Source organism: Paenibacillus wynnii (assembly GCF_000757885.1).
Taxonomy (GTDB): Bacteria; Bacillota; Bacilli; order Paenibacillales; family Paenibacillaceae; genus Paenibacillus_AQ; species Paenibacillus_AQ wynnii.
The window spans coordinates 1,149,306-1,174,024 of record NZ_JQCR01000002.1 but is presented as its reverse complement, the minus strand read 5'-3'; the positions used below and the strand labels follow the sequence as shown (position 1 = coordinate 1,174,024).

Annotated in this window: 16 protein-coding genes, 16 tRNA genes and 2 rRNA genes; 27 read left to right on the top strand and 7 right to left on the bottom strand. The window is 46.2% G+C overall.

The annotated features are described in order from the left end of the window. The first annotated feature begins 11 nt into the window (after nucleotides 1-11). The 18 genes from PWYN_RS07880 (at nucleotide 12) to PWYN_RS07795 (ending at nucleotide 4,878) form a co-directional block, all read left to right on the top strand. Nucleotides 12-2,938, top strand: a 23S ribosomal RNA gene (locus PWYN_RS07880). 72 nt (nucleotides 2,939-3,010) lie between these two features. Continuing rightward, a 5S ribosomal RNA gene (rrf, locus tag PWYN_RS07875) occupies nucleotides 3,011-3,127 on the top strand. Nucleotides 3,128-3,184: 57 nt separating this feature from the next. After that, nucleotides 3,185-3,261, top strand: a tRNA-Ile gene (locus PWYN_RS07870). Nucleotides 3,262-3,264: 3 nt separating this feature from the next. Then, nucleotides 3,265-3,340: transfer RNA gene (locus tag PWYN_RS07865), tRNA-Asn, on the top strand. Between the two features lie 4 nt (nucleotides 3,341-3,344). Next, nucleotides 3,345-3,434 (top strand) — tRNA-Ser (locus PWYN_RS07860). A 70-nt stretch (nucleotides 3,435-3,504) separates the two neighbouring features. Then, nucleotides 3,505-3,576: transfer RNA gene (locus tag PWYN_RS07855), tRNA-Glu, on the top strand. 6 nt (nucleotides 3,577-3,582) lie between these two features. Continuing rightward, nucleotides 3,583-3,658 (top strand) — tRNA-Val (locus PWYN_RS07850). Nucleotides 3,659-3,678: 20 nt separating this feature from the next. Then, a tRNA-Met gene (locus PWYN_RS07845) sits at nucleotides 3,679-3,755 on the top strand. Between the two features lie 70 nt (nucleotides 3,756-3,825). Next, a tRNA-Met gene (locus PWYN_RS07840) sits at nucleotides 3,826-3,902 on the top strand. 70 nt (nucleotides 3,903-3,972) lie between these two features. Next, nucleotides 3,973-4,049: transfer RNA gene (locus PWYN_RS07835), tRNA-Met, on the top strand. A gap of 24 nt (nucleotides 4,050-4,073) precedes the next feature. Beyond that, nucleotides 4,074-4,151 (top strand) — tRNA-Asp (locus PWYN_RS07830). A 59-nt stretch (nucleotides 4,152-4,210) separates the two neighbouring features. Then, nucleotides 4,211-4,285: transfer RNA gene (locus PWYN_RS07825), tRNA-Gln, on the top strand. Nucleotides 4,286-4,353: 68 nt separating this feature from the next. Continuing rightward, nucleotides 4,354-4,426: transfer RNA gene (locus PWYN_RS07820), tRNA-Lys, on the top strand. 16 nt (nucleotides 4,427-4,442) lie between these two features. Further along, nucleotides 4,443-4,526, top strand: a tRNA-Leu gene (locus tag PWYN_RS07815). A 6-nt stretch (nucleotides 4,527-4,532) separates the two neighbouring features. Continuing rightward, nucleotides 4,533-4,607 (top strand) — tRNA-Gly (locus PWYN_RS07810). 10 nt (nucleotides 4,608-4,617) lie between these two features. Next, nucleotides 4,618-4,694: transfer RNA gene (locus PWYN_RS07805), tRNA-Arg, on the top strand. A gap of 27 nt (nucleotides 4,695-4,721) precedes the next feature. Next, nucleotides 4,722-4,795: transfer RNA gene (locus PWYN_RS07800), tRNA-Pro, on the top strand. A gap of 12 nt (nucleotides 4,796-4,807) precedes the next feature. After that, a tRNA-Gly gene (locus tag PWYN_RS07795) sits at nucleotides 4,808-4,878 on the top strand. A 360-nt stretch (nucleotides 4,879-5,238) separates the two neighbouring features. On the opposite strand, the gene katA is transcribed toward PWYN_RS07795, so the two are convergent. Further along, entirely contained in the window at nucleotides 5,239-6,699 is a 1,461-nt protein-coding gene (gene katA, locus PWYN_RS07790; protein WP_036650159.1) for a catalase KatA, read from the bottom strand. Nucleotides 6,700-7,098: 399 nt separating this feature from the next. Then, the gene (gene glgP, locus PWYN_RS07785) at nucleotides 7,099-8,715 is read right to left on the bottom strand and encodes an alpha-glucan family phosphorylase (protein WP_036650157.1); all 1,617 of its coding nucleotides are present in this window, start codon (nucleotides 8,713-8,715) and stop codon (nucleotides 7,099-7,101) included. 320 nt (nucleotides 8,716-9,035) lie between these two features. On the opposite strand from glgP, the gene PWYN_RS07780 reads away from it, so the two are divergent. From PWYN_RS07780 to rbsB, 8 genes are all read left to right on the top strand, one after another. Continuing rightward, nucleotides 9,036-9,902, top strand: a complete 867-nt coding sequence (locus PWYN_RS07780) for a copper amine oxidase N-terminal domain-containing protein (protein WP_036650156.1) — start codon at nucleotides 9,036-9,038, stop codon at nucleotides 9,900-9,902. A 209-nt stretch (nucleotides 9,903-10,111) separates the two neighbouring features. Continuing rightward, entirely contained in the window at nucleotides 10,112-10,876 is a 765-nt protein-coding gene (gene aroD / locus PWYN_RS07775) for a type I 3-dehydroquinate dehydratase (protein ID WP_036650154.1), read from the top strand. A 272-nt stretch (nucleotides 10,877-11,148) separates the two neighbouring features. Continuing rightward, nucleotides 11,149-12,147 (top strand): LacI family DNA-binding transcriptional regulator, encoded by a 999-nt coding sequence (locus PWYN_RS07770; protein WP_036650152.1) that lies wholly within the window; start codon nucleotides 11,149-11,151, stop codon nucleotides 12,145-12,147. 1 nt (nucleotide 12,148) lies between these two features. Further along, nucleotides 12,149-13,084: a ribokinase gene (gene rbsK / locus PWYN_RS07765; protein ID WP_036650150.1), complete on the top strand. Its 936-nt coding sequence runs from the start codon at nucleotides 12,149-12,151 to the stop codon at nucleotides 13,082-13,084. Further along, nucleotides 13,081-13,476, top strand: coding sequence for a D-ribose pyranase (gene rbsD / locus PWYN_RS07760; protein ID WP_036650148.1), 396 nt, complete (start codon nucleotides 13,081-13,083; stop codon nucleotides 13,474-13,476). Before rbsK ends, rbsD begins: the two co-directional genes overlap by 4 nt. Before the next feature lie 14 nt (nucleotides 13,477-13,490). Then, nucleotides 13,491-14,996, top strand: coding sequence for a sugar ABC transporter ATP-binding protein (locus tag PWYN_RS07755; RefSeq protein WP_036650145.1), 1,506 nt, complete (start codon nucleotides 13,491-13,493; stop codon nucleotides 14,994-14,996). Then, complete coding sequence (locus PWYN_RS07750; protein ID WP_036650142.1) at nucleotides 14,986-15,942, top strand: ABC transporter permease; 957 nt, start codon at nucleotides 14,986-14,988, stop codon at nucleotides 15,940-15,942. The genes PWYN_RS07755 and PWYN_RS07750 overlap by 11 nt, the downstream gene beginning before the upstream one ends. A 24-nt stretch (nucleotides 15,943-15,966) precedes the next feature. Further along, a complete protein-coding gene (gene rbsB / locus PWYN_RS07745) occupies nucleotides 15,967-16,899 on the top strand; it encodes a ribose ABC transporter substrate-binding protein RbsB (RefSeq protein ID WP_036650141.1) in 933 nt (310 codons plus the stop codon). Between the two features lie 60 nt (nucleotides 16,900-16,959). Here rbsB and PWYN_RS07740 read toward each other — a convergent pair whose 3' ends face one another. Together PWYN_RS07740 and PWYN_RS07735 are read right to left on the bottom strand one after the other, a co-directional pair. After that, the gene (locus PWYN_RS07740; RefSeq protein ID WP_036653518.1) at nucleotides 16,960-17,739 is read right to left on the bottom strand and encodes a MerR family transcriptional regulator; all 780 of its coding nucleotides are present in this window, start codon (nucleotides 17,737-17,739) and stop codon (nucleotides 16,960-16,962) included. 175 nt (nucleotides 17,740-17,914) lie between these two features. Then, complete coding sequence (locus tag PWYN_RS07735) at nucleotides 17,915-18,664, bottom strand: 3'-5' exonuclease (RefSeq protein ID WP_036650138.1); 750 nt, start codon at nucleotides 18,662-18,664, stop codon at nucleotides 17,915-17,917. A gap of 231 nt (nucleotides 18,665-18,895) precedes the next feature. On the opposite strand from PWYN_RS07735, the gene PWYN_RS07730 reads away from it, so the two are divergent. Continuing rightward, nucleotides 18,896-20,113 (top strand): chromate transporter, encoded by a 1,218-nt coding sequence (locus tag PWYN_RS07730; RefSeq protein ID WP_052087825.1) that lies wholly within the window; start codon nucleotides 18,896-18,898, stop codon nucleotides 20,111-20,113. A 399-nt stretch (nucleotides 20,114-20,512) separates the two neighbouring features. Here PWYN_RS07730 and PWYN_RS07725 read toward each other — a convergent pair whose 3' ends face one another. From PWYN_RS07725 to PWYN_RS07715, 3 genes are read right to left on the bottom strand one after another with little or no spacing between them, the layout of a single operon-like run. Further along, nucleotides 20,513-22,009, bottom strand: coding sequence for a response regulator (locus tag PWYN_RS07725; RefSeq protein WP_036650136.1), 1,497 nt, complete (start codon nucleotides 22,007-22,009; stop codon nucleotides 20,513-20,515). 29 nt (nucleotides 22,010-22,038) lie between these two features. Continuing rightward, nucleotides 22,039-23,856 carry a sensor histidine kinase gene (locus PWYN_RS07720; RefSeq protein ID WP_036650135.1) on the bottom strand — a complete coding sequence of 606 codons (1,818 nt, stop codon included), beginning with the start codon at nucleotides 23,854-23,856 and terminating at the stop codon, nucleotides 22,039-22,041. Nucleotides 23,857-23,883: 27 nt separating this feature from the next. Further along, nucleotides 23,884-24,717, bottom strand: coding sequence for a carbohydrate ABC transporter permease (locus PWYN_RS07715; RefSeq protein WP_052087824.1), 834 nt, complete (start codon nucleotides 24,715-24,717; stop codon nucleotides 23,884-23,886). Between the last annotated feature and the right edge of the window lie 2 nt (nucleotides 24,718-24,719).

Genomic DNA, 24,719 nt, shown 5'->3' with positions numbered 1-24,719 from the left:
ATCGAAGCGTTGGTTAAGCTAATAAGAGCACACGGAGGATGCCTAGGCGCCAGGAGCCGACGAAGGACGTGGCGAACAACGAAACTGCCTCGGGGAGCTGTAAGCAAGCTTTGATCCGGGGGTGTCCGAATGGGGAAACCCAGCTGTGGTAATTCGCAGTTACTCATACCTGAATACATAGGGTATGTAGAGGCAGACCAGGGGAACTGAAACATCTAAGTACCCTGAGGAAGAGAAAACAATAGTGATTCCGTCAGTAGCGGCGAGCGAACGCGGAACAGCCTAAACCAAGGGGCTTGCCCCTTGGGGTTGTGGGACGTCTCACATGGAGTTACAAAGGAATCTGGTAGGTGAAGAGGTCTGGAAAGGCCCGCGATAGAGGTAAAAGCCCTGTAACCTAAACCATGTTCTCTCCGAGACGGATCCCGAGTAGTGCGGGGCACGTGAAACCCCGTATGAATCCAGCAGGACCATCTGCTAAGGCTAAATACTACCTGGCGACCGATAGTGAAACAGTACCGTGAGGGAAAGGTGAAAAGCACCCCGGAAGGGGAGTGAAATAGAACCTGAAACCGTGTGCTTACAAAAAGTCAGAGCCCTATCTATGGGTGATGGCGTGCCTTTTGTAGAATGAACCGGCGAGTTACGTTTAACATGCAAGGTTAAGTCGAGAAGACGGAGCCGCAGCGAAAGCGAGTCTGAATAGGGCGATAGAGTATGTGGACGTAGACCCGAAACCGTGTGATCTACCCCTGTCCAGGGTGAAGGTGCGGTAACACGCACTGGAGGCCCGAACCCACGCATGTTGAAAAATGCGGGGATGAGGTGGGGGTAGCGGAGAAATTCCAATCGAACTCGGAGATAGCTGGTTCTCCCCGAAATAGCTTTAGGGCTAGCCTCGGTATTAGAGTAGTGGAGGTAGAGCACTGATTGGTTGCGGGGCCCGCAAGGGTTACCAAGATCAGTCAAACTCCGAATGCCATATACTTATTGCCGGGAGTCAGACAGTGAGTGCTAAGATCCATTGTCGAAAGGGAAACAGCCCAGACCATCAGCTAAGGTCCCCAAGTGTGTGTTAAGTGGGAAAGGATGTGGAGTTGCACAGACAACCAGGATGTTGGCTTAGAAGCAGCCACCATTGAAAGAGTGCGTAATAGCTCACTGGTCGAGTGACTCTGCGCCGAAAATGTAACGGGGCTAAACACACCACCGAAGCTATGGCTAGATACTTAGTATCTGGGGTAGGGGAGCGTTGTATATACGTTGAAGGTATACCGTGAGGAGTGCTGGAGCGTATACAAGTGAGAATGCCGGTATGAGTAACGAAAAGATCAGTGAGAATCTGATCCGCCGAAAGCCCAAGGTTTCCTGAGGAAGGCTCGTCCGCTCAGGGTAAGTCGGGACCTAAGGCGAGGCCGAAAGGCGTAGTCGAAGGACAACAGTTTGAAATTACTGTACCACCGTAATCCGCTATGAGCGATGGGGTGACGCAGGAGGGTAGTGACGCGGACTGATGGAAGTGTCCGTCTAAGCAGTGAGGCTAATGTGTAGGCAAATCCGCACATTGTTAGGCCAGGCTGTGATGGGGAGCGAAAATTGTAGTAGCGAAGGTCATGATCTCACACTGCCAAGAAAAGCCTCTAGCCAGGAGAAGGTGCCCGTACCGCAAACCGACACAGGTAGGCGAGAAGAGAATTCTAAGGCGCGCGGAAGAACTCTCGTTAAGGAACTCGGCAAAATGACCCCGTAACTTCGGGAGAAGGGGTGCCCCGGTAGTGTGAATAGCACGAGGGGGCCGCAGTGAAAAGGCCCAAGCGACTGTTTAGCAAAAACACAGGTCTGTGCGAAGCCGCAAGGCGAAGTATACGGGCTGACGCCTGCCCGGTGCTGGAAGGTTAAGGGGAGCGGTTAGGAGCAATCCGAAGCTGTGAACCGAAGCCCCAGTAAACGGCGGCCGTAACTATAACGGTCCTAAGGTAGCGAAATTCCTTGTCAGGTAAATTCTGACCCGCACGAATGGCGTAACGACTTGGGCGCTGTCTCAACGAGAGATCCGGTGAAATTTTAATACCTGTGAAGATGCAGGTTACCCGCGACAAGACGGAAAGACCCCATGGAGCTTTACTGCAGCTTGATATTGAATTTGGGTACGATCTGTACAGGATAGGTGGGAGCCAGAGAAGTAGGAGCGCAAGCTTCTGCAGAGGCGACGTTGGGATACCACCCTGATCGTATCTAGGTTCTAACCTAGTGCCCTAATCGGGTACGGGGACCGTGTCAGGCGGGCAGTTTGACTGGGGCGGTCGCCTCCTAAAGAGTAACGGAGGCGTTCCAAGGTTCCCTCAGAATGGTTGGAAATCATTCGAAGAGTGCAAAGGCATAAGGGAGCTTGACTGCGAGACCTACAAGTCGAGCAGGGACGAAAGTCGGACTTAGTGATCCGGTGGTACCGCATGGAAGGGCCATCGCTCAACGGATAAAAGCTACCCTGGGGATAACAGGCTTATCTCCCCCAAGAGTCCACATCGACGGGGAGGTTTGGCACCTCGATGTCGGCTCATCGCATCCTGGGGCTGAAGTAGGTCCCAAGGGTTGGGCTGTTCGCCCATTAAAGCGGTACGCGAGCTGGGTTCAGAACGTCGTGAGACAGTTCGGTCCCTATCTGTCGTGGGCGCAGGAAATTTGAGAGGAGCTGTCCTTAGTACGAGAGGACCGGGATGGACGTACCGCTGGTGCATCAGTTGTTCCGCCAGGAGCATGGCTGAGTAGCTACGTACGGACGGGATAAGCGCTGAAAGCATCTAAGCGTGAAGCCCCCCTCAAGATGAGATTTCCCAATTAGTAAGACCCCTTGAAGACGACGAGGTAGATAGGTTGGAGGTGGAAGTGCAGCAATGCATGGAGCTGACCAATACTAATCGGTCGAGGGCTTATCCAAATATCTAAACGCAAATTTGTTTCGGATTCAGTTTTCAGGCGATCAAACGCTTGATATATTCTATGTAATTCGTTTGGTGGCGATAGCGGAGGGGTTCCACACGTACCCATCCCGAACACGACCGTTAAGACCTCCAGCGCCGATGGTACTTGGACCGAAGGGTCCTGGGAGAGTAGGACGCCGCCAAGCGAATAACCACAATGACTGTGGTATTTTTTTTGCTCATAACATTTACATGCGTTAGAAGGGCCCTTAGCTCAGCTGGTTAGAGCGCACCCCTGATAAGGGTGAGGTCGGTGGTTCGAGTCCACTAGGGCCCACCATTTTCCCTGATAGCTCAGTTGGTAGAGCACTCGACTGTTAATCGAGTTGTCACAGGTTCGAGCCCTGTTCGGGGAGCCACTTTGGAGAGGTGTCCGAGTTTGGCCGAAGGAGCACGATTGGAAATCGTGTAGGCGCCACAAGCGTCTCGAGGGTTCGAATCCCTCTCTCTCCGTTGCAATACTTGCTTAGCAAGGGATGAGAACCCTCAGTGGTTCATCGCAGTAATATTTTCTTAGTAGTTTGGCCCGTTGGTCAAGGGGTTAAGACACCTCCCTTTCACGGAGGTAACATGGGTTCGAATCCCATACGGGTCATATCATGGAGGCTTAGCTCAGCTGGGAGAGCATCTGCCTTACAAGCAGAGGGTCGGGGGTTCGAACCCCTCAGCCTCCACCATAATTGTATATTGCTTATGACGCGGGGTGGAGCAGCCCGGTAGCTCGTCGGGCTCATAACCCGAAGGCCGCAGGTTCAAATCCTGCCCCCGCAACCAATTATCTTTATGTGATATTTTCTTGAGTAGTGGTAATGTGGTATAGTTAAACAAGCATATTAGTTACTGACGCGGGGTGGAGCAGCCCGGTAGCTCGTCGGGCTCATAACCCGAAGGCCGCAGGTTCAAATCCTGCCCCCGCAACCAATTATCTTTATGTGATATTTTCTTGAGTAGTGGTAATGTGGTATAGTTAAACAAGCATATTAGTTACTGACGCGGGGTGGAGCAGCCCGGTAGCTCGTCGGGCTCATAACCCGAAGGCCGCAGGTTCAAATCCTGCCCCCGCAACCAATACTTACTTATGTAATTTATCATGGAACCGTGGTGTAGTTGGCCTAACATGCCTGCCTGTCACGCAGGAGATCGCGGGTTCGAATCCCGTCGGTTCCGCCATTTATTTATCGACAAGGATGAGAGCAAGGAAGTTGTTCCGCCATTTCGTTAATTAGTATTGGGGATTAGCCAAGCGGTAAGGCAACGGACTTTGACTCCGTCATGCATAGGTTCAAATCCTATATCCCCAGCCACTTCACCTTATCTTGTGAAGTTAAGTTTCAAAGGTAATTCGAGTAATACTCGGAAGCCTCTTCTATGCGAGCCATTAGCTCAGTTGGTAGAGCACCTGACTTTTAATCAGGGTGTCGAAGGTTCGAATCCTTCATGGCTCACTTTTATTAGTATCGTGCGCGTGTGGCGGAATGGCAGACGCACCAGACTTAGGATCTGGCGTTTCACGACGTGGGGGTTCAAGTCCCTTCACGCGCACCATATTTTGCGGACGTGGCTCAGCGGTAGAGCATCGCCTTGCCAAGGCGAGGGTCGCGGGTTCGATTCCCGTCGTCCGCTCCATATAGATTTTGCGCCCTTAGCTCAGCTGGATAGAGCGTTTGACTACGAATCAAAAGGCCGGGAGTTCGAATCTCTCAGGGCGCGCCATTTATATTCTTATCCCATTTTTAATGTCGGGACGTAGCTCAGCTTGGTAGAGCACCTGGTTTGGGACCAGGGGGTCGCATGTTCAAATCGTGTCGTCCCGATTTTACATTTATGCGGGTGTAGTTCAATGGTAGAACTTTAGCCTTCCAAGCTAATAGCGTGGGTTCGATTCCCATCACCCGCTTACTGATAGACCAAATTAGGAGCTGCGGATTTTCGCGGCTCTTTTTTTTGTTTAACGAAAAAGGCAGTCTAAATCATGGAGATCATGATTAGATGCCTTTTATTCTTTACTGAATTACTACTGTGAATGTCACAATTGCAGCTAAATCAGCTTTGGGTATGGAGCCAGGTGGATTATAGAGAGTGACCAGAAAGTGTAATGGGGAAAAGTATAAAGGGATAGTTTTCAGTATAGACGCTATGATTTCCAAAAAATTTGCAATTATGGTCAGGGAAAAGGGGTGATCCAGTTGCCATTGCATGGCGTGGATCACCCCTTCATCTATAACATGCTATATTCAACTAATGGTTAGTCTTACCCTTATACTTCCTGCGGAGCAGGTAAACCAAGCCCGGCGGCGATACGTCGCCCGAATTCGGGATCGGCTTTGAAGAAATGCCCGATTTGGCGGATTTTGATATCATCTCTGTCGACGGGAGCCATGGCAACCACGATATTTTGCACAAGCCGTAAACGCTCCTCTTCACTGAGCAGACGGTATAAGTCACCGGGCTGTGTGTAGTGATCGTTATGATCATAGGCAACACTGTCTGCTAAGCCGGACACTTCAAAAGAAAGAGGTTTATGTTGTGGTGATTCTGTCGGTCCGCCGTAGCTGTTAGGCTCGTAATAAACGGAACTGCCACCGTTATTGCCGCTAGTCATGGAGCCGTCCCGTTGGTAGTTCTTCACTTCCGCCTTGGGCTGATTAATGGGCAGACTGTTATGATTGGCACCTACACGGTAGCGATGAGCGTCGGAGTAGGCGAACAGACGGCCTTGCAGCATTTTATCAGGAGAGGCTTCAATTCCCGGTACGAAAGAGCCAGGAGAGAAGGTGGCCTGCTCCACTTCTGCAAAATAGTTCTCCGGATTACGGTCCAGCACCATGCGCCCCACTTCAATCAGAGGGTAATCCTTCTGCGACCATACCTTTGTAACATCAAACGGATCGAAACGATACGTATTGGCGTCCTCGATTGGCATCATTTGTACATGTAATCTCCAGACTGGGAAATCTCCTTTATCAATCGCGTTGAATAAGTCTTCTGTATGGTAATCCGGGTTCTCACCGGCAATTTTTGCAGCCAAATTCACATCTAAGTTCTGTACGCCTTGCTCTGTTTTAAAATGATATTTCACCCAGACTGCGCCACCCTCTGCATTTACCCATTTGAACGTGTGGCTTCCGAAACCGTGCATATGTCTCAGTGTAGCTGGTATCCCACGGTCTGACATTAGTATAGACACCTGATGCAGAGACTCAGGAGATAGTGACCAGAAGTCCCAGACGGCATTGGGGTTCTTGAGGTGAGTCTGCGGATGACGTTTCTGTGTATGAATAAAGTCTGGGAATTTGATGGCATCACGAATAAAAAAGACCGGTGTATTATTCCCTACTAGGTCATAATTTCCTTCTTCTGTATAGAACTTAACGGCAAAGCCACGTGGATCACGAACCGTATCAGCTGAGCCCAGCTCGCCGGCAACTGTAGAGAAACGAATGAACATGGGTGTACGTTTTCCTAATTCGGATAAAAAGCTCGCTTTGGTATATTGGGATAAGTCATTGGTTACCTCGAAATATCCATGGGCTCCAGCACCCTTAGCATGGACAACACGCTCCGGGACACGCTCTCGGTTAAAATGCGCTAATTTCTCAAGCAAATGAACATCTTGTATTAAAGCCGGGCCACGGGAGCCTGCTGTCATGGAATTTTGATTATCCCCTACAGGAGCACCCCAGCTCGTTGTAAGGTTGTTATTGTTGTTGGAACTCATAAATAGGTTCACCTCTTAGGATTTGATTTTAGATTAAGTATAAATACTATGATAACAATTCTCATTTAAATTGTAAACCCTTTTTATAATAATTCCAAATAAGCATATGTATATGATTAAACATAACAATCCCACCCTTTAATCAGGATGGGATTGTGGATTAGCTTTCGTGAAGATGATTATATAGATTGAACTTGATAAACTGACAAAAAGGATTGAAGTAACGCAGGGGGATTTTGGAACTGGAAGAGCGGTAGCGTCCGCCTTTGTCTCCGGATTTCATCCGCTAATAGCGGTAAAAATCCAGAAATCCGGAGACAACAGCGGCTGGAAGTCCAACATTCACCGTAGTTACGACCCAAACCCAATGTAGCAAAATCTTAAGTTCATCTTATATAGTTATTTTTTAATATACATTCTGTTGTAGTACTCATCGAGCATACGTTTTGTCGCAAATTCAGTTCGTGTAGTCTCGATACTTCTCTTCATCATTTCAACCCACTGATCACGTTGATCATAGAAGGTTGGAAGTACACGGTTCAGAAGCGTGTCATACAGCGCATCGCTATCATGTTGATCGAGGACCTTGAAGTCAGTGGTTTCGAAGCCGTCCCCAATTTGCCAGCCGTTCTCGCCATCTATACACGCCTCTGGCCACCAACCGTCCAGAATAGAACAGTTAAGTACGCCATTCATTGCTGCTTTCATGCCGGAGGTCCCGCTGGCTTCCAACGGACGACGCGGATTATTCAGCCAAATATCAGAGCCTCGGGTCAACTGGGCCCCAATGGTCATATCGTAATTCTCCAAGAAGACGACGCTCTTCGGATATTTTTTCATCATGGCTACTAGGTTGCTGACAATCTTCTTGCCATTATCATCGAGTGGATGAGCCTTGCCGGAGAAGACGATCTGGATCTTGCCGCTTTCCAGATACGGCTCGATAATATCCGGCTGCGAGAAGATCAGGTCACTCCGTTTGTAAGGTGCAGCTCTGCGTGAGAAGCCGATCAAGAGGTTGTCAGGATTCAAGGAAATCCCAGACCGATCTTTGATGAACTGAATTAACTCGCCTTTGATCTCTGTATGAGTAGCCCACAGATCTCCACCCTCTTCGAAGGCTTGAGTTATACGTTCATCCACCCAGGTAGGGGTATGAATAGCATTGGTGATCCCGATAATCTCGGATCTGCCGGCGACTTCCTTCCACATCTTTCTTGCGGTTACGGCATGGAGTTGAGCTACAGCGTTGGAGATGCGTGACAAACGTAGTCCAGCAACGGTCATATTGAATGGTTCGCCACCAATGCGTTCCATTTGCTCACGGGATAACCCGTTGAAGGCGCCCATATATTCGAGACGGTCCAGAGGATGGGCTTCATTACCCTCCATAATTGGAGTATGGGTAGTGAATACGACTTCTTCCCGTGTTGCCTTCCATGCTTCCTCAAAGGTATGGCCCCCGGACATCTTTTCACGAATTAATTCAATGGCCGCCAGAGCCGCATGCCCTTCGTTGAAATGATACACATCAATAGGTATATCCAAGGCCCGCATTGCTTTTACACCGCCAATACCCAGGACAATTTCCTGTGCAATCCGTTCCTCACCGAACCAGCCGTACAACTGACCGGTAATCCAGGCATCGCTATTCTCTGGAATATCTGTATCCAGCAAATATAACGGTTTGTTGCCGAATTGCTCTGTTTTCCATACCTTACAGATCACATCGATCTTTCTAACTTTAACTGTAACCCGTACTCCGGTGTCTTCCAGAAAATCGTATACATAATTATGATAGGAGTCGTATGGACGTCCTTCTGCATCAATCTTTTGATCGGTATAGCCTTGCTTCCACTTCAATCCGATAGGGATGATCGGTGCATCAATATCCTTGGCTCCTTTAATGTAATCACCTGCCAGAATCCCCAGACCCCCGGCGTACATTTTGAAATCGGAATGCAGTCCATACTCCATACTGAAATAAGCTACTGTGGGTAATTTGTTCTCGTTCACTTGATAAGCCTCCTAATAACGAATTAGATTGAATTAAGGTAAATCTGTCGGCATTATCTTAGGTGCAAACGTTTGCCCAAAAAGACATATGGGACTTGCTGGAAGCGATTGCACGTATAGTTTAGCACACATGAAGCGGAAAAGCATATCAGAAGTTTTTGAATCCTTTTTATAGTAGGTAGGTTTGTCTAGTGCTTAAGTAGCGTTCCATTTCTTACCCCGAGCTATATTTCCCAATTAATACGTCTTCTATAACAAAACCTAAACATACAACCGAAAATAATAAAGATACATACAACAACCTGGGAGGTACAGAACACATGAAAAAAAGCTTTTTGATCCTTGTTAGCTGCGTTTTGGCAGTTAGCCTGACGTCGGGTGCAGCATTGGCTAAATCCGCAAACGGGAATGGAAACGGAAATAAGCAAGGTGCCACTGAAACTAAGCCTGTTACTGCACCAACAAAAACTAACGACAAAGTAATTAAAGACAAAGCAACCGTAACTACTGCTACGTACGCCACTTATGGAAACAACGGAGGCAATGGATATAAAGGACTTCTCAAGGCGATCGAAAATGTTAAGGACAAGCCAGCCGGTGCTGTACTTGCCGACCTTTTGCTGACTAAGTACAACACTCAGCTTACCCCTGAAATGAAAGCTAAGCTTGAAGCAATTAAGGAAAAGGATGCAGCGTTATCTGCACTTGCTGACATTCTGGCCCAAAAAGGAAGCGTAACCGATGCGGTTTATGTGGAAAAAGAGGCTATTCTGGCCAATGTCAAAAACCTCGATTCCTATAAGAAGCTGGGCAAGCTGTACGAAAAAAGCGGTAAAAAAGGTATAAAGCTGTTCGTTAACGGTGTAGAGTCCTCTTCGGAAGTTGCTCCGATTCTAACGTCTGGAAGCACATTGGTGCCTTTCCGTGCCATTTCTGAGGCCTTACAAGCAGAGGTGGTCTGGAATCAGAAAGAACGCTCCGTTACCGTAACCCGCGATGGAGTTACTGTGAAGCTCATTATTGATAAAAAGACCGCATACGTTAATGGTCAACCTGTCACACTGCAAGTACCGCCAGCCATTGTAAAAGGCAGCACAGTTGTACCAGTACGCTTCGTGAGTGAAGCCCTGAAGGCTACTGTGAAGTGGGAGCCGGAATCCCAAACGGTTGTAATCTACGAAGAGTAGGGTTATAAACTGAGGTATATCAAGATTTGTAGAAGTAAAAAGTTAGTTAGAAGGGACACGGCATAGCTGCCGTGTCCCTTTATGATTTCAGGATGGGTGAAACGGTTGGTTGATTAAACGGGGTAAAGCCAATAAGATAGAGTGTATGAGCATTTAAGCCGCTTGAAGCCAGTGGCAGATCTATCATTAAGGACATAAGGAGCTGTACTATGAGCCGCACAGTAACCGTGAAAAATGTAATCATCGGTGAGGGTACACCGAAGATTTGTGTGCCGATTATGGGGGCCACTGTATTGGAATTGAAGCAGGAGGCAGAGTCGCTGAGATCGCTATCTCCCGATTTGGTCGAGTGGAGAACAGATTTCTTTGAGCAAGTAGAGGATATTGAGGCCGTAAAGGGTGCACTAGTAGAAATCCATTCTATTATTCCAGACCTGCCGCTCATCTTTACCTTTCGCAGTGCCAAAGAAGGCGGTCAGAAGCAGATTAGTGCAGAGTATTACATATCGCTGAACAAGACAGCTGCGGGAAGTGGCCTGGTTGATATTATTGACGTTGAATTATTTAATGATGAGGCGGTTGTCGAAGAAATCATTGCAGTCGCTCATGCTCGGGATGTATTTGTAATCATATCTAACCATGACTTTCATGGAACGCCTCCCAAGGAGGAAATCGTAGTACGCCTGCGAAGAGCTCAAGAGCTTGGGGGAGACCTTCCGAAGATTGCGGTGATGCCAAACCATGCGGGGGATGTACTTACTCTGCTGGAAGCGACATATATCATGAAAGAACAATATGCAGACCGTCCGATTATTACGATGTCTATGGCGGGGACAGGTGTAATCAGCCGTCTTGCGGGGGAAATATTCGGTTCGGCCCTGACTTTCGGAGCCGCTCATAAAGTCTCAGCACCTGGCCAGGTGGCCGTCGCTGAGATGAGGGATATGCTGTCTTTGTTACATCGAAATCTATAAGAACTCTCCGACTATTTGCAGGAAGAGTTGGATTCATACTAACTAACGGTATCCGGAGCAACGGATGCCGTTTTTTTGTGCGTCAAACCGTGATCTGGGATAGGAGGATAATACTTCCTGGCTGCCATTATTATTTATGTATTGCAAACCCAAAAAAGCTGTGCTATATTTGTGTGGTACCGCTACCACATCATATAAAACATATTAATACTTCGTTTTTTGTTTTATATGGAAGCGATACCACATGATTATAGTCGGGAAGTGAAGCTAGGATGGCAACCATACGCGATGTAGCTAAATTAGCTGGGATCTCTGTTTCTACAGTCTCTCGCTACTTGAATAAGAGCGGATATGTAAACGCTGAAACGGAATTGAATATTAAGAACGCGATCGATAAATTGAATTATCAACCCAGTGTAGTTGCAAGAGGGCTTGCCGGGAAAAATACGAAGACTATCGCTTTGCTGCTCCCGGATATCACTAACCCTTTTTTCCCAGAGCTAGCGAGGGCGGTTGAAGATGTGGCTACCATTTACGGATACACCGTTATTTTTTGTAATACAGATGGTCAAGTGGGAAAGGAAAAGAAGTATATAGACGCATTAAAGAGTAAGAATATCGATGGCATTATCTTTGCCTCTAATACTTTAGGGCAAGAAGACGTAGATAAACTGGCCTCTTTCAATATTCCTTATGTGTGCTTAGACCGGGCACCTACCAACGGAACTTGCAGTGTTGTTCGATCTAACGACCTGGAAGGCGGGAAATTAGCAGTACAGCATCTTCTGGATTCAGGCTGCAAGAAGATCGGACATATCTATGGCCCACAGGATCTAATAACTGCTAAAGAAAGATTAATCGGATATGAGGAATCTGTGAGAGTGTATGACTGGTTCAGCCCAAGCTTGATGGTACCCGGAGATTTTGGAATTGAGGGTGGAAAAAAGGCTACTGAAATTTTAATGAAGCGACACCCGGATATAGACGCTATCTTTGCAGGGAATGATCTAATGGCCTTCGGTGCCTTGAAAGTTCTGCATCGCATGGGCATTAAGGTTCCTGAGCAAGTAGCTGTGATTGGGTATGACGGTATCAATATGACGGAGATCACTGAGCCTGAGTTAACAACCATTGCGCAACCTACTTATGATATGGGGGCGTTGGTCTCCAGAATTTTGATAAAGAAAATAGAAGGTGACATTGAAGAAGACCAAATTCATGTGCTGGATATCAAATTAATCTCAAGAGATTCAACAAGGAGGAGGGGATGAGATGAAGACACCTCATATAGTTGTTATCGGCAGTTTAAATATGGATATTGTCATAGAAGCAGATAGATCCCCACAGCTGGGGGAAACCATACTAGGACAGAATGCTCGGTTCATACCGGGCGGTAAAGGTGCAAATCAAGCGGTAGCGGCTGCTAGACTGGGTGCCAGAACGACAATGATCGGCGCGGTCGGAGCAGACAGCTTTGGTCAAGATCTCTTGCTAGCCTTGGATAATGATAAGATCCATAGAGATTCCGTTAAGATCGTTGAGGGCAGTTCTACGGGAGTAGCCTCGATCTATATCACTAGCGGTGATAATAGCATTGTGGTTGTACCGGGTGCTAATTACAAGCTGTTGCCCGAGGATATCGATAAATATGATGACATCATTCAGGATGCGGATATCGTTCTGCTTCAACTGGAGATTCCACTTGAAACGGTGCGTCATGCGGTGACAAAGGCCAAAGCGATGGGCAAGACAATTATTTTGAATCCTGCACCTGCACAGGCTTTACCTGAGGATTTGCTAAGAAATGTAGATTACATTACACCTAACCGGTCAGAACTAAGTTTACTTACAGGGATGAACACTGAAGGCGAAGCGCTGGAAGCTGCAATGAGGAATCTAACACAACTAGGAAGTAACGTAGTAACAACACTTGGGGAAGAGGGATCGGCCTTTTTGGGAGAGAAGAGCACTCTTCAAAAGGTATCCGGTTACAAAGTTCCAGTTATCGATACTACAGGAGCAGGAGATTCGTTCAATGCGGGATTAGCCTATTCGCTAGCATTAGGGAACAGCTTGGAGGAATCCGTTGCATTCGCAGCTAAGGTATCTGCATTAGCCGTCACTCGGTTTGGGGCCCAAGCAGGCATGCCTAGCCTAGAGGAAGTAACGATGTTCGGAAATCATACTATGGGAGTAGAAAGAGCATGAAAAAAATCGGAATTCTAAATAGCGAAATCTCAAGAGTCATCAGTGAATTGGGGCATACCGATAAAATTGTAATTTGTGACAGCGGACTGCCTATTCCTCCCCACGTAAAGCGTATTGATTTGGCTTTGAAGCAGGGTGTTCCATCGTTTATGGATTGTCTGGTCACTGTGCTTCAAGAAATGCAGGTCGAGAAGGCCTTTGTTGCCTTGGAAATGGATCAGAGAAGCCCGGGATTAAAGAAAGAGATGGAGTTGGCGTTAGAAGGTGTGACTGTGCATGAGCTCAGTCATGAAGAATTGAAAGCGCTAACTCATGATGCCAAGGCAATCATACGAACAGGTGAGTTTACTCCCTATGCCAATGTGATTCTTCAGGCCGGAGTAATCTTCTGAAAGGAGGCAACGAAGTGACAGCAAACCTACTGGAAATGAAGTCAATCAGCAAAAGCTTCCCAGGTGTTAAAGTATTAAATCAGGTTGATTTTACATTGAAGGGTGGAGAAATCCATGCGCTGATGGGAGAAAATGGTGCTGGTAAATCTACACTCATGAAGATACTAGGCGGAATTTATATTAAAGATAGCGGTTCCATATTTGTAAATGAAAGCGCTGTCGATATTGTATCTCCTTCGATGGCACAGAGCCTCGGGATCGTTATTATTCATCAGGAATTAAATTTGGTTCCCCATTTGACGGTTATGGAGAATATCTTTCTCGGCCGGGAATTCACTTATGGCAAGACAAAGCTGATCAACTGGCGCCTGATGAGACAGCAAGCCCAACAATATTTATCCCAACTGGGATTAAGCATAGATCCGGGAACCATCGTTAATGAGCTTTCTGTGGGCCAGCAGCAGATGGTGGAAATTGCAAAGGCTCTTTCAATGAACACACAAATTCTTGTACTGGATGAGCCTACTGCGGCACTAACAGATCGTGAAATTGATGCACTATTTCTGGTTATTGATTCACTTAAGCAAAAAGGTGTAGGCATGATTTATATCTCTCATAGGATGGAAGAAGTATTCCGAATCTGTGATCAGGTTACCGTGATGCGTGATGGACATTACATCGGTACCGAGACTATTGCTCAGACCACTATGGACCAGCTGGTCAAAATGATGGTAGGCCGTGAAATTAAAGACCGTTTCCCCAAAGTTGCAATCCCACTTGGAGAGGAACGGTTAACCGTTAAGGGGTTGTCTCAAAAAGGGAAGCTTCATAATATTTCTTTATCCGTGAAGGCTGGAGAAATAGTAGGGTTGGCAGGACTTATGGGAGCCGGCAGAACGGAGCTGGCTAAAGCCTTATTCGGAGTAACATCGGTAGATCACGGAAGCATTTCCATTAACGGAAAACCCGTGTCTATCAAAAAACCAATCGATGCGATTCAGGTGGGAATTGCCCTGATAACCGAAGACCGCAAAGATGAAGGGCTGCTGCTGCCTTTATCCGTAAGTGATAATTTGGCGCTTCCCAATCTGGACTTACTATCCTCCTTCGGGTTCATGGACCGTACGAAGGAACGTGAATTATCCGAATCTATGATTAAGAAGCTTTTGATAAAAACACCGAACAGTGAGCAAAAAGTCGGATCCTTAAGTGGAGGTAATCAGCAAAAAGTAGTCATTGGGAAGTGGTTAGCTACAAGTCCGCAAGTCTTGATCCTGGATGAGCCTACCCGGGGTGTCGATATTGGGGCGAAGAAAGAAATCTACGACCTCATGAATGTGCTTGCTTCCCAAGGTGTAGCCATTCTTATGATTTCCTCCGAGCTGCCTGAAGTTCTGGGGATGAGTGACCGAATTCTCGTTATGCATGAGGGGAAAATAAGCGGGGAATTCACACGAGAAGAAGCCACTCAGGAAAACATTATGTTATGTGCGACAGGGGGAGAAAAACATGCAGGTTGACGGCAAATTAATAAATAAATTGAGATTGGATAAAGTCCAGAGTCTAGGCCCGTTAGTAGGGTTGATTCTCATCGTAGTCTCTTTATCTGTAGTTAGCGGTGACTTTTTGACCGCAGGCAACTTCTTCAATGTTCTTCGTCAAATATCCATAAATGCACTAATTGCCTTCGGAATGACCTTTGTTATTCTGACGGGAGGAATTGACCTTTCTGTAGGTTCGATATTGGCATTATCCAGTTCTCTGGCTGCAGGCTTGATGGCCGGAGGGATGAATACATGGCTAGCCGTAATCATTGGTCTGGTAGGCGGGATGCTCATGGGAATGGTGAACGGGATCTTAATCACTAAAGGCAAGGTAGCCCCGTTCATAGCCACTTTAGCAACCATGACCGTATTCCGTGGGCTAACCTTAGTGTATACGCAAGGCAAGCCAATTACCGGATTCAAAGAAGACTTTTCCTTTATAGGTAAAGGGTATTTCCTGCAAATTCCAATGCCGATTATTTGGATGGTGGTTTCATTTGCAGTGTTATATATCATTTTAAAGCACACGACTTTTGGCCGGCGCGTCTATGCGCTAGGAAGCAATGAGGAGGCGACTTGGCTCTCAGGAATCAATACCACTAAGGTAAAGATCATGGTGTATTCGATCAGTGGGTTACTGGCAGCAACTAGCGGTATGATCCTAAGCTCCAGACTTAACTCCGCTCAACCTACAGCAGGGGGAGCCTTTGAACTGGATGCAATCGCAGCTGTAGTCCTTGGCGGTACCAGCTTGTCGGGAGGAAAAGGCTGGATTGTGGGTACACTGATTGGTGCAATGATTATCGGGGTTCTGGATAATGGACTCAATCTAATGAATGTTTCTTCCTTCTATCAACAGGTGGTCAAGGGTATAGTCATTTTAATTGCCGTATTATTGGATCGGTCGAAGTCTAGAAAATAAAAACATATTAAAGGGGAGTTCACAATGAAAAAAATGTATGCAAGTTTGACTGTAATCATGGCGATCGTATTGGTTCTGGCAGGCTGTTCTACCAATTCCAACAAAGAGGCTGGAGCTAATAATAAAGGAGACGGAACCGGGAAAATAACCATTGGTCTTTCGGTCTCTACACAAAACAATCCATTCTTCGTTACTCTGAAAGATGGAGCTGAAAAAGCAGCTAAAGAAGCAGGCGCAACCCTGGTAGTTGTAGATGCTCAAGATGACACAGCGAAACAAATTAGCGGGATTGAAGATTTGATTCAGAAAAAAGTAAGTGTCATTCTAATCAACCCAACAGACAGCGATGCTATAGTAACTGCAGTAGAGTCTGCTAACAAAGCTAATATCCCTGTAATTACAGTTGACCGTGCGGCAAACGGCGGCGAAGTGGTTACCCACATCGCTTCTGACAATGTGAACGGCGGTAAAATGGCGGGTGAATATATCCTGAAAGCACTTGGTGACAAAGGCAACCTGGTTGAACTTCAAGGTATTGCCGGTACTTCAGCGGCCAATGACCGTGGTCAAGGCTTCCATGAGGCTGTAGACGGAAAAGACGGAGTTAAAGTGATTGCTTCCCAACCTGCAGATTTTGACCGTGCAAAAGGACTTTCGGTAATGGAAAACATCCTGCAAGGCAACAAAGATATCGGCGCAGTATTCGCTCATAATGATGAAATGGCCCTGGGTGCGGTTCAAGCCATTCAAGCTTCTGGTCAAAAAATCCTGGTTGTAGGTTTTGATGCTACCGACGATGCTGTAAAAGCTGTAAATGACGGCCAAATGGCTGCAACCGTAGCTCAAAAGCCAGCTTCTATCGGCGAAACTGCTGTTAAAACAGCTTTGCAAGTATTAAAAGGTGAGACTGTAGAAAAAAGTATCGCGGTGGAACTGGAATTGATCACAAAAAAATAATTTGAATGTAAAAAGAAATCGCTCCTATTATAGGGCGATTTCTTTTTTTAACTTAGTTAATTACTTCTCCGTCCCCGTATACTGATGCACAGCATCTCTGAGGAAAGCTGCAAGGCCGGGCTGGCGTTTGTCGTAATAGGCGGTGAACCGTTCATCGTCTACATACATCTGGGCAACCCCGGCATGAGCTTCCTTAGAATATGTGCCCCAGTAAAAGGATAACCACTGACGGTGCAGATCAGCTGCTTTTTGTGCCAATACACTGGAAGGGTCGCCTTCCTCCATAGCATCCACCAAGGATTCGAACATTTCCTCCTCCAACCTTTGGATATCCGCTTGCTGCTCTTCCGTCATGTTTTTTACTTTTTGGTTCGATTGATCTACCGCACTATCACCGTATTTCTCCCGTATTTCCAGTCCATACTTTTCCTCATTGTCATCAATCAGCTTTTGCTTGAAACCCTCGAATCTTTCTTTATCACTCATTGTTATTCTCCCTTCTGTAGATGCCAGTGTCTTTTCGACATTGGCGATTAACAGGTTTAGTTGGTTTCTTTTCTCCAACAGCTTGTCACGGTGTTCCTGCAATGCTTTAGCCCCATCAAATGAAGGTGCGGTTACAATCTCCTTGATGCTCTCCAGACTTAAGCCAAGCTCACGGTAAAAAAGAATCTGCTGAAGTCGGTCTACCTCGGCCTGCCCATAAATTCGGTAACCGGATGAGTTGATTCTTGCCGGCTTAAGAATTCCAAACTCATCGTAGTAACGTAGGGTTCGAGTGCTTATCCCTGCCAGCGTTCCCAGCTTTTGCACAGTGTATTCCGTAGTACCACCCCCCAGATCTGTTGTCAGCTTGTGCTTACAAATTAACTGTACTCCTTTACGTAACGGCAATGTCAAACAGAATTTTTAAGTCAGAATGAAGCGGAAGTAGTATGTAAAACAGCGGCAGTTCCCTATCATAAGTGCAAGGGGACTGCCGCTATTGGTTTAAGTATGAGAATTAGGATAGAGTTTAGCTCTTATTGACTTGGGCTGCAAAGTAATCCTGAAGTTCTGCTAGCTTACGGGGATCCGCTAATGTCTTTTCCGGGAAATAATGCTCAGCCACAAGATCCCAGGTAGGGACAATTTTTTGAGCGGTGATCGCTTTGATGGCGATTTTTACCGTTTTGCGTTCTCTGGCATTGGAGAAGGTATCCTTGTAATGTTGTACCCGTTCGAAGTCCAGTTCATTGAAGACGGCCCGGAAGATCTCCGAGGTCATACGGGCATCATCTAGCGCCCGGTGTGCAGAGCCTGAAGGATCCAGCTCAAACAGCGCCATAGCTCCCTCTACACTAATATCGTTACTAAGGCCGCGAGCCCGCAGAACACCCTTCAGCAGATCGAAGTACGGAGCTGCCAACCAGTAGGAAACATCCATTTTGTGTATACGGACATCCTGTATAATTCGCTTCATATCCTCGCCGCCCCATGTAAGCAGCAGAACTCCGTCTGTGCTTAGGTCGAGCCATTCTCTAAAGTCGGTGATAACCTTGGGGAAGCGATCGGCTACGTCGATCTCCTCTTGGGGAATACCGGTTTTTTTCTTAATAAAGGAATTCAGGGTCGAGAAATATATGGGTTTGATCAAGGAAGAGAATTCATCCTTATACTGCAATGAAGAGTCTAACCGGACGGCTCCAATCTCAATGACCTCCATGGGGTGGTCGCTGGCAAACTTACGGCCGTTGAATTCGATGTCCAGAATAATATAATCCACAGGTACTTGCCTCCGTTTCCGTGACTGACGCGTAACACGTACTTGCGCCGACAACTCTATTTTAACAAAAAAAGCGGGACAACGGGGAATTAGGAAGTAAATCAAGTATGTGATGCTTATCGTGTTTGTATCCTTCGTTTGTAAACTTTTCGTAAAAGGGTTGAATTGATTAGAAGGAACAGCTTAAACTAAATTGAAATTCATTTCATTAGCAAAGGAGTAACCCTGTATATGGAAAATGACCCGCAAACAGAAGTAACGCCGAGTATCGGTAAAGGGAAGTTAGCGGCACTTATCGAGGTATGGGGTGTATCGACAAAACTTGGATTAACTTCTTTCGGAGGACCGATTGCCCACCTTGGTTATTTCCATGACGAGTACATTCGGCGGCGTAAATGGATGGATGAACGAAGCTACGCTGATCTGGTTGCCCTCTGTCAGTTTCTTCCCGGTCCTGCTAGCAGTCAGGTTGGGATTGGTATTGGAGTCGTTAGAGCCGGACTGCTGGGCGGCATCGTTGCCTGGTTAGGCTTTACGTTACCTTCTGTCATAGCTTTGGTCGCTTTTGCTTATCTTCTTCAAGGCTTCGATATTGGACATGCCGGCTGGATTCATGGTTTGAAAATTGTAGCTGTAGCGATTGTAGCTCATGCCATCTGGGGCATGGGGCAGAAACTAACTCCGGACCGAGTTCGAATCACCCTAGCGGTTATCGCAATGGCAATCACTTTGTCGTGGCAAACGGCTTACAGTCAGGTCATTATTATTCTTGCCGCTGGATGTATTGGATTAGGGGTGTATCGTAAAAAAGCTGTGGAGGGTACGCAGAGCTTGCCCATTAAGATAAGTAGAACGTTTGGTGTGGTGTGCCTGACTATATTTTTCGCTCTAATTCTATTGCTGCCATTATTGAGACAGTGGGGGGACAGCAAAGGCCTGTCGATGATCGACAGCTTTTACCGTTCAGGGTCCCTGGTATTTGGCGGGGGGCACGTAGTGCTGCCGCTTCTGCAGCGGGAAGTGGTTCCTGCAGGCTGGGTAACACAGGCGGACTTTTTGGCTGGGTATGGAGCCACTCAAGCTGTCCCAGGTCCTCTTTTTACCTTTGCAGGTTATCTTGGAGCTATGGCGGGAGGCGTGCCCGGGGCAATCATTGCTATCTTAGCCATTTTCCTGCCGGCCTTTCTTCTAGTTGTTGGGGTGTTGCCTTTTTGGAACGGCTTAAGAAATAATCCGAAAATCCAAGGTTCATTGATGGGTGTAAATGCGGCTGTCGTTGGAATATTGCTGGCGGCTTTATACGATCCCCTTTGGACTACGGCCATTCTGCAACCTATGGATTTTGTCTTAGCTGTTTTATTATTTACCATGCTTGTATTTTGGAAGCTGCCCCCATGGATAATTGTTCTGGCAGGAGCTGCTGGAGGATGGGTAATTGGTCTTATTTGAGCAAATAAAAGGCTATTACGGGATCTACCACAAAATCAATGCTTGACTATGTAGCCGAAAAAATGGGGCTTAGCTCCAAACGGACTCAGAAGGCACTATTACTTCCAAAAACACCCTTTATGAGGAGGAAAGGGCGGGTTCCGCCAAATGAGATGTAAAAGTGCAATTGAATTGCCCTCGGATGGTGCAATCCGCTATTGTACCCTTTACACCTTGTCCTTTCGGTCAAGTACTAGTTTTGGTTTTGAGCCGCAGGAAGAGGAGAATATTAATGAAAAGACACCCTCTTCTAATCAAGAGAGTGTCTTAACAGAGCTTACATCTATTCTGGAAAAATTTCCGCTGAAGGGCATGAACAAGCTTGCTGTTATTAGCCACAGTTTCCCGAAAGAGGTCGCTTTAGATAGAAATTCGCTTGTATTCATTAGGTGTCACACCCACTACACGCTTGAAGAGTTTGTTGAAATAAGCAGGATCGGGATACCCGACTTCGCTTCCAATTTCGTGAACCTTTAGATCAGGAGAGTTTTTAAGCAGCTGTTTGGCTTTGCGGATTCGGATTTCGATAATGTAATCGGTTAAGGTCATTCCCGTTTCCTGCTTGAATAGTTTGCTCAAATAGCTCGGCGTCAAGAATACTATGTTTGCCAGATGATTCAGCTCCGCGTGTTGATTATAGTTGGCTGTTATCCAGCGCTTCACCGTCTCTACTGCGGTACCTGACATTTCTAGGCGACCCGTTCGGATTTCATTCAATGCAGACGAGAAAACGGAGGTGAAGAGGTTCTCCATTTCCTTGAAGCTCGTACACGACTGTATGTTTTCCTGCAACCGGATGTGGGTTATTACCCTTTTATAAACAGCCTTGAACTCCTGTAGTTCCTTGCTTGCAGTCTCCTCAATGAGATGACAGATGTGCAGAATTTGATCCGAATAAGCTTGTTGTACTCTTAACTCTGAAAATATTTTATGAACAGATTCCATTACTCCCGATACATTCAGAATTTGCAGGTCATGAATTAGAGACTCACTAAAAGCAGAAAAGGGAGCTGTAGTTACAGTCCCCGACTTGCTAATCTCTTGGATATTCGCGTAATGGAAAGTCTTAGGGCTGTATATACCGGCATCACATGCCTGTTTGGCTTCTATATAGGCTTGTCTAAGCTTCGAAGGATCATTATAGGAGCAACTGGAACCTAAGTGCTGAACATGCTCTGGGGGTTCTCCCATAATTAGATCAGCAATATCCTTCATCTCGTCAGAGGTGAGTTTCCGTTCCGAATACCAAATCAAGACATGGAGGCCCTTATGAACTTCTATATCGTCGAATAGAGATTCCTTCTCTTGCCGCAGACTGTCTGCACAAAAGCAGACCGTTTCTTGACAGCTTTCCTTGAGAACAAATGTCGTGAAATAAGGCTGGGGCAAGGTAAGGCCGGTCATTAGAATGGTAGAAGGTTCTTCGATATGAAGCAGTGACAGCAGCAGACCGGATCGGTACCCCGCCTCTTTCTCTAACTGTTGCTTCCGTTCTACATTCAGCCGGTACAACAATTCAAACAGCTGCTCTTTATCGATAGGCTTTAGTAAATAGTCCACAGCTGAACTGCGTATAGCTTCCCGGGCATAATTAAACTCAACAAATCCGCTCATCAAAATAGAACGAATATGGGGGTGGCTGGCTTTCAGCCGTTTAATTAGTTCCAGGCCGTCAATTTGCGGCATGCGGATATCCGTGATCACGACATCGAAGTGGAGCTCTGGCAGTCCATCAAGTACCTGTCTTCCATCTGGATACGTTCCGACTATATCAAAATTATCGCTTTCTTTACTGATCATCCGGGCCAGACCTTCACGAATCAGGACCTCGTCATCTACAATCACAATTCGCAGCAAAACAGTTAACCCCTTTCCAAGCATGTCTATTATTCTTCGCTGGCCTTAGTCGAAGGGTCTTCAATCCGCAAGATCACACGGGTTCCTATGCCAAGTTCGCTCTCCACACGGAGCCCAAACGCACTTCCGTAATGCAGTCGAATTCGTTCATTCACATTTCTTAGTCCAATTCCGAATTTTTCTCCCGTGGCACCGTCCATTAAGCTGTTATTCAAAGAAATCAGTGTATTCTCATCCATTCCGACACCGTTATCCTCCACACAAAACACAGCATGACTACCCTCAAATTTAGCGGAGATCATGAGTGTACCGGGACCTTCTTTTTGATCCAACCCATGAAAGACCGCATTCTCAACAATAGGCTGAAAAACCAGCTTAATAATAGGAAGACTGAGGAAAACTTCCGGAACCTCAATCTCGAGCTTGAATTTATCCGGAAAACGGATTTGCAGAAGATGAAAATAATTTTTCACATGCTCTAATTCATGTTTGACCGTAACCGTCTCGTCACTGCGGGTAATGCTGTAACGCATCTGAAGCCCAAGCAGATAGGTAAGCTTAGCTACACGTGGATCATCATTGCTCTCCGCAAGCATACGGATGGATTCTAAAGTATTGTAAATAAAATGTGGATTAATCTGATTCTGAAGCGCCCGCATATCCGCTTTCTGTTTGCGTTTCTCGGTAACGGATACTTCCTGCAGCAGATCTTTAACTCTGATAATCATTCGGTTAAAATGACTGCCGAGCATCCCTATCTCATCGTTATATTTAGGGTGCAGCCAAACATCAAGATTACCATGCTGCACTTGCTTCATTAGGCGGACCATTGATTTCAGAGGTTTGGTCAACGCATGTGAAATTACTGTAGCAACGAAGAGTGCAAAAGCTACAATGATTAGGGTAGTAAAAAGAAGCGTATTCCGATTTTTCTGAACAGGGGATAGGATACGGTCTTGAGGAATCGCAACCAATGTTGTCCAACCCGTCTGCTTAGATATGGTGTATACCACCAAGAACGACTGGCCTTCCAGATCCATTTGAAAATGTCCCTCTGGCTGGGTTGCCTTCTTCAGCAGTTGCTGCGTGTTAAGGGACAGCTTCTTATCCGCTTGTTCTCCATGGACAGCACCATCATAGATTAGATCACCTTTGTTATCTACAATCAGCGTATTTCCCTGAGTAACGGCGTTGACGGGATCAATAATCCCTTTGAAGAGATTAATGTCCACATCAAATGCGATAATGCCGATTTTCTTTAAGGTGTTCACAGAATTTACAGTACGGAGAATGCTGAATACATCCCGTTGTTCACCGGAGTTTACTCGGATGGTGTGTCTGCCTTGAATGACCGGGGCCACTCCCGCAGCTTCAGTTAGACTTTTCCATTCCGTTTGTTGTTCCTCTGGAAACAATTGATTAATACTAGGATCTCTATTATGAAAAACAGTTCCGTATCTATCCACTAGGTAAACGGCAAGAATTTCTTCCTTTGTATGATGCAGATAGCTGAGGAACATGTTCAATTTAGTGTTCTTATCCCAGTCTGTAATCTTCTGCTCCAGATAGAACTGGACATCCATATTATACAGCGGAAGAGCAGTATAGCGCTTTAAGTCGGCAACATAACGGTCAATGGTATCGGAGGCGTTAGAAGTCATTTGGCTAGCACCCTCGGTTGCATTAACCAAAACAGAGTTAACCATGGAGCGGGAAGTCAGATAGCTCACATACGTTATAGGTATCGAGACTAGAAATACGAATACGACGATGAGTTTCCGCTCCATAGGCAGGTTGGCCAGGAATAACCATATGTTGCGTAATATCCTCCGGATGTATGACACCATAGCTGTTATTCCTTTCCGTACTCTGCCTTACTTCACTGCGCCGCTGGTTACGCCTTCAAAAATATAACGTTGGAGGAAGATGTATAGGATTACCGTTGGCAATAGAATGATCAGAATGGCTGCACAGATGAGATTCCACTCCCCTGAATTGACCCCCTGAAAACGCATTAGAACGGTAGTAACTACACCCAGACTTTGTTTGGGCATATAAAGATAAGGGATGTACATGTCATTGTAAATACCGATGGTCTTCAGTATAACCAAAGTAGCTGTAGCCGGTGTCAGCAGAGGAAAGATGATCGACCGGTATATTTTAAATAGGGAAGCACCTTCAACCATCGCATTTTCATCGAGATCAAAAGGGATGTTCCGAATAAATTGCATATATAGAATGATTTGGATAACGTCAGCACCTATATAAAGTACGATAGGAGCACCTAGAGTGTTGTATAGACCAAGATCCTTGATAATACCGAAGGTCGCTACTTGTGTTGTAATGCTCGGTATAATCGTAGCCACTAGATAAGCACCGAATACAACCGGCTTCATTTTGAAGGAGAAGCGGCCAAGTACGTACGCTACCATTGTCCCAAAGAGAATGTTCAGGGTCAATGTAATTATGATAATGAATAATACATTTCCAAATCCGCTGAGTAAACCTCCGCGCTCAAACACAGCAACGAAGTTGTCAAAGTTTAGAAAACTTTTCGGAAGTGCCGTTGAACTAGTTGTATTAAACTCATCCGTAGACTTAAACGCATTGACTATCACTACATAGGGAGGGAAAAGTACTACGAATACGCCGATCAGCAGCGTAAAGTATTTAATGAAATCAATGAAGCGAAATTTTGTATGTGCCATAT

What these genes read in the sequence shown, in the direction of transcription:
- rbsD (WP_036650148.1), top strand. Translation starts at nt 13,081, where the DNA reads ATGAAAAAAATCGGAATTCTAAATAGCGAAATCTCAAGAGTCATCAGT.
- aroD (WP_036650154.1), top strand. Translation starts at nt 10,112, where the DNA reads ATGAGCCGCACAGTAACCGTGAAAAATGTAATCATCGGTGAGGGTACA.
- PWYN_RS07715 (WP_052087824.1), bottom strand. Translation starts at nt 24,717, where the DNA reads ATGGCACATACAAAATTTCGCTTCATTGATTTCATTAAATACTTTACG.
- PWYN_RS07720 (WP_036650135.1), bottom strand. Translation starts at nt 23,856, where the DNA reads ATGGTGTCATACATCCGGAGGATATTACGCAACATATGGTTATTCCTG.
- PWYN_RS07770 (WP_036650152.1), top strand. Translation starts at nt 11,149, where the DNA reads ATGGCAACCATACGCGATGTAGCTAAATTAGCTGGGATCTCTGTTTCT.
- PWYN_RS07730 (WP_052087825.1), top strand. Translation starts at nt 18,896, where the DNA reads ATGGAAAATGACCCGCAAACAGAAGTAACGCCGAGTATCGGTAAAGGG.
- katA (WP_036650159.1), bottom strand. Translation starts at nt 6,699, where the DNA reads ATGAGTTCCAACAACAATAACAACCTTACAACGAGCTGGGGTGCTCCT.
- PWYN_RS07780 (WP_036650156.1), top strand. Translation starts at nt 9,036, where the DNA reads ATGAAAAAAAGCTTTTTGATCCTTGTTAGCTGCGTTTTGGCAGTTAGC.
- rbsK (WP_036650150.1), top strand. Translation starts at nt 12,149, where the DNA reads ATGAAGACACCTCATATAGTTGTTATCGGCAGTTTAAATATGGATATT.
- rbsB (WP_036650141.1), top strand. Translation starts at nt 15,967, where the DNA reads ATGAAAAAAATGTATGCAAGTTTGACTGTAATCATGGCGATCGTATTG.
- PWYN_RS07750 (WP_036650142.1), top strand. Translation starts at nt 14,986, where the DNA reads ATGCAGGTTGACGGCAAATTAATAAATAAATTGAGATTGGATAAAGTC.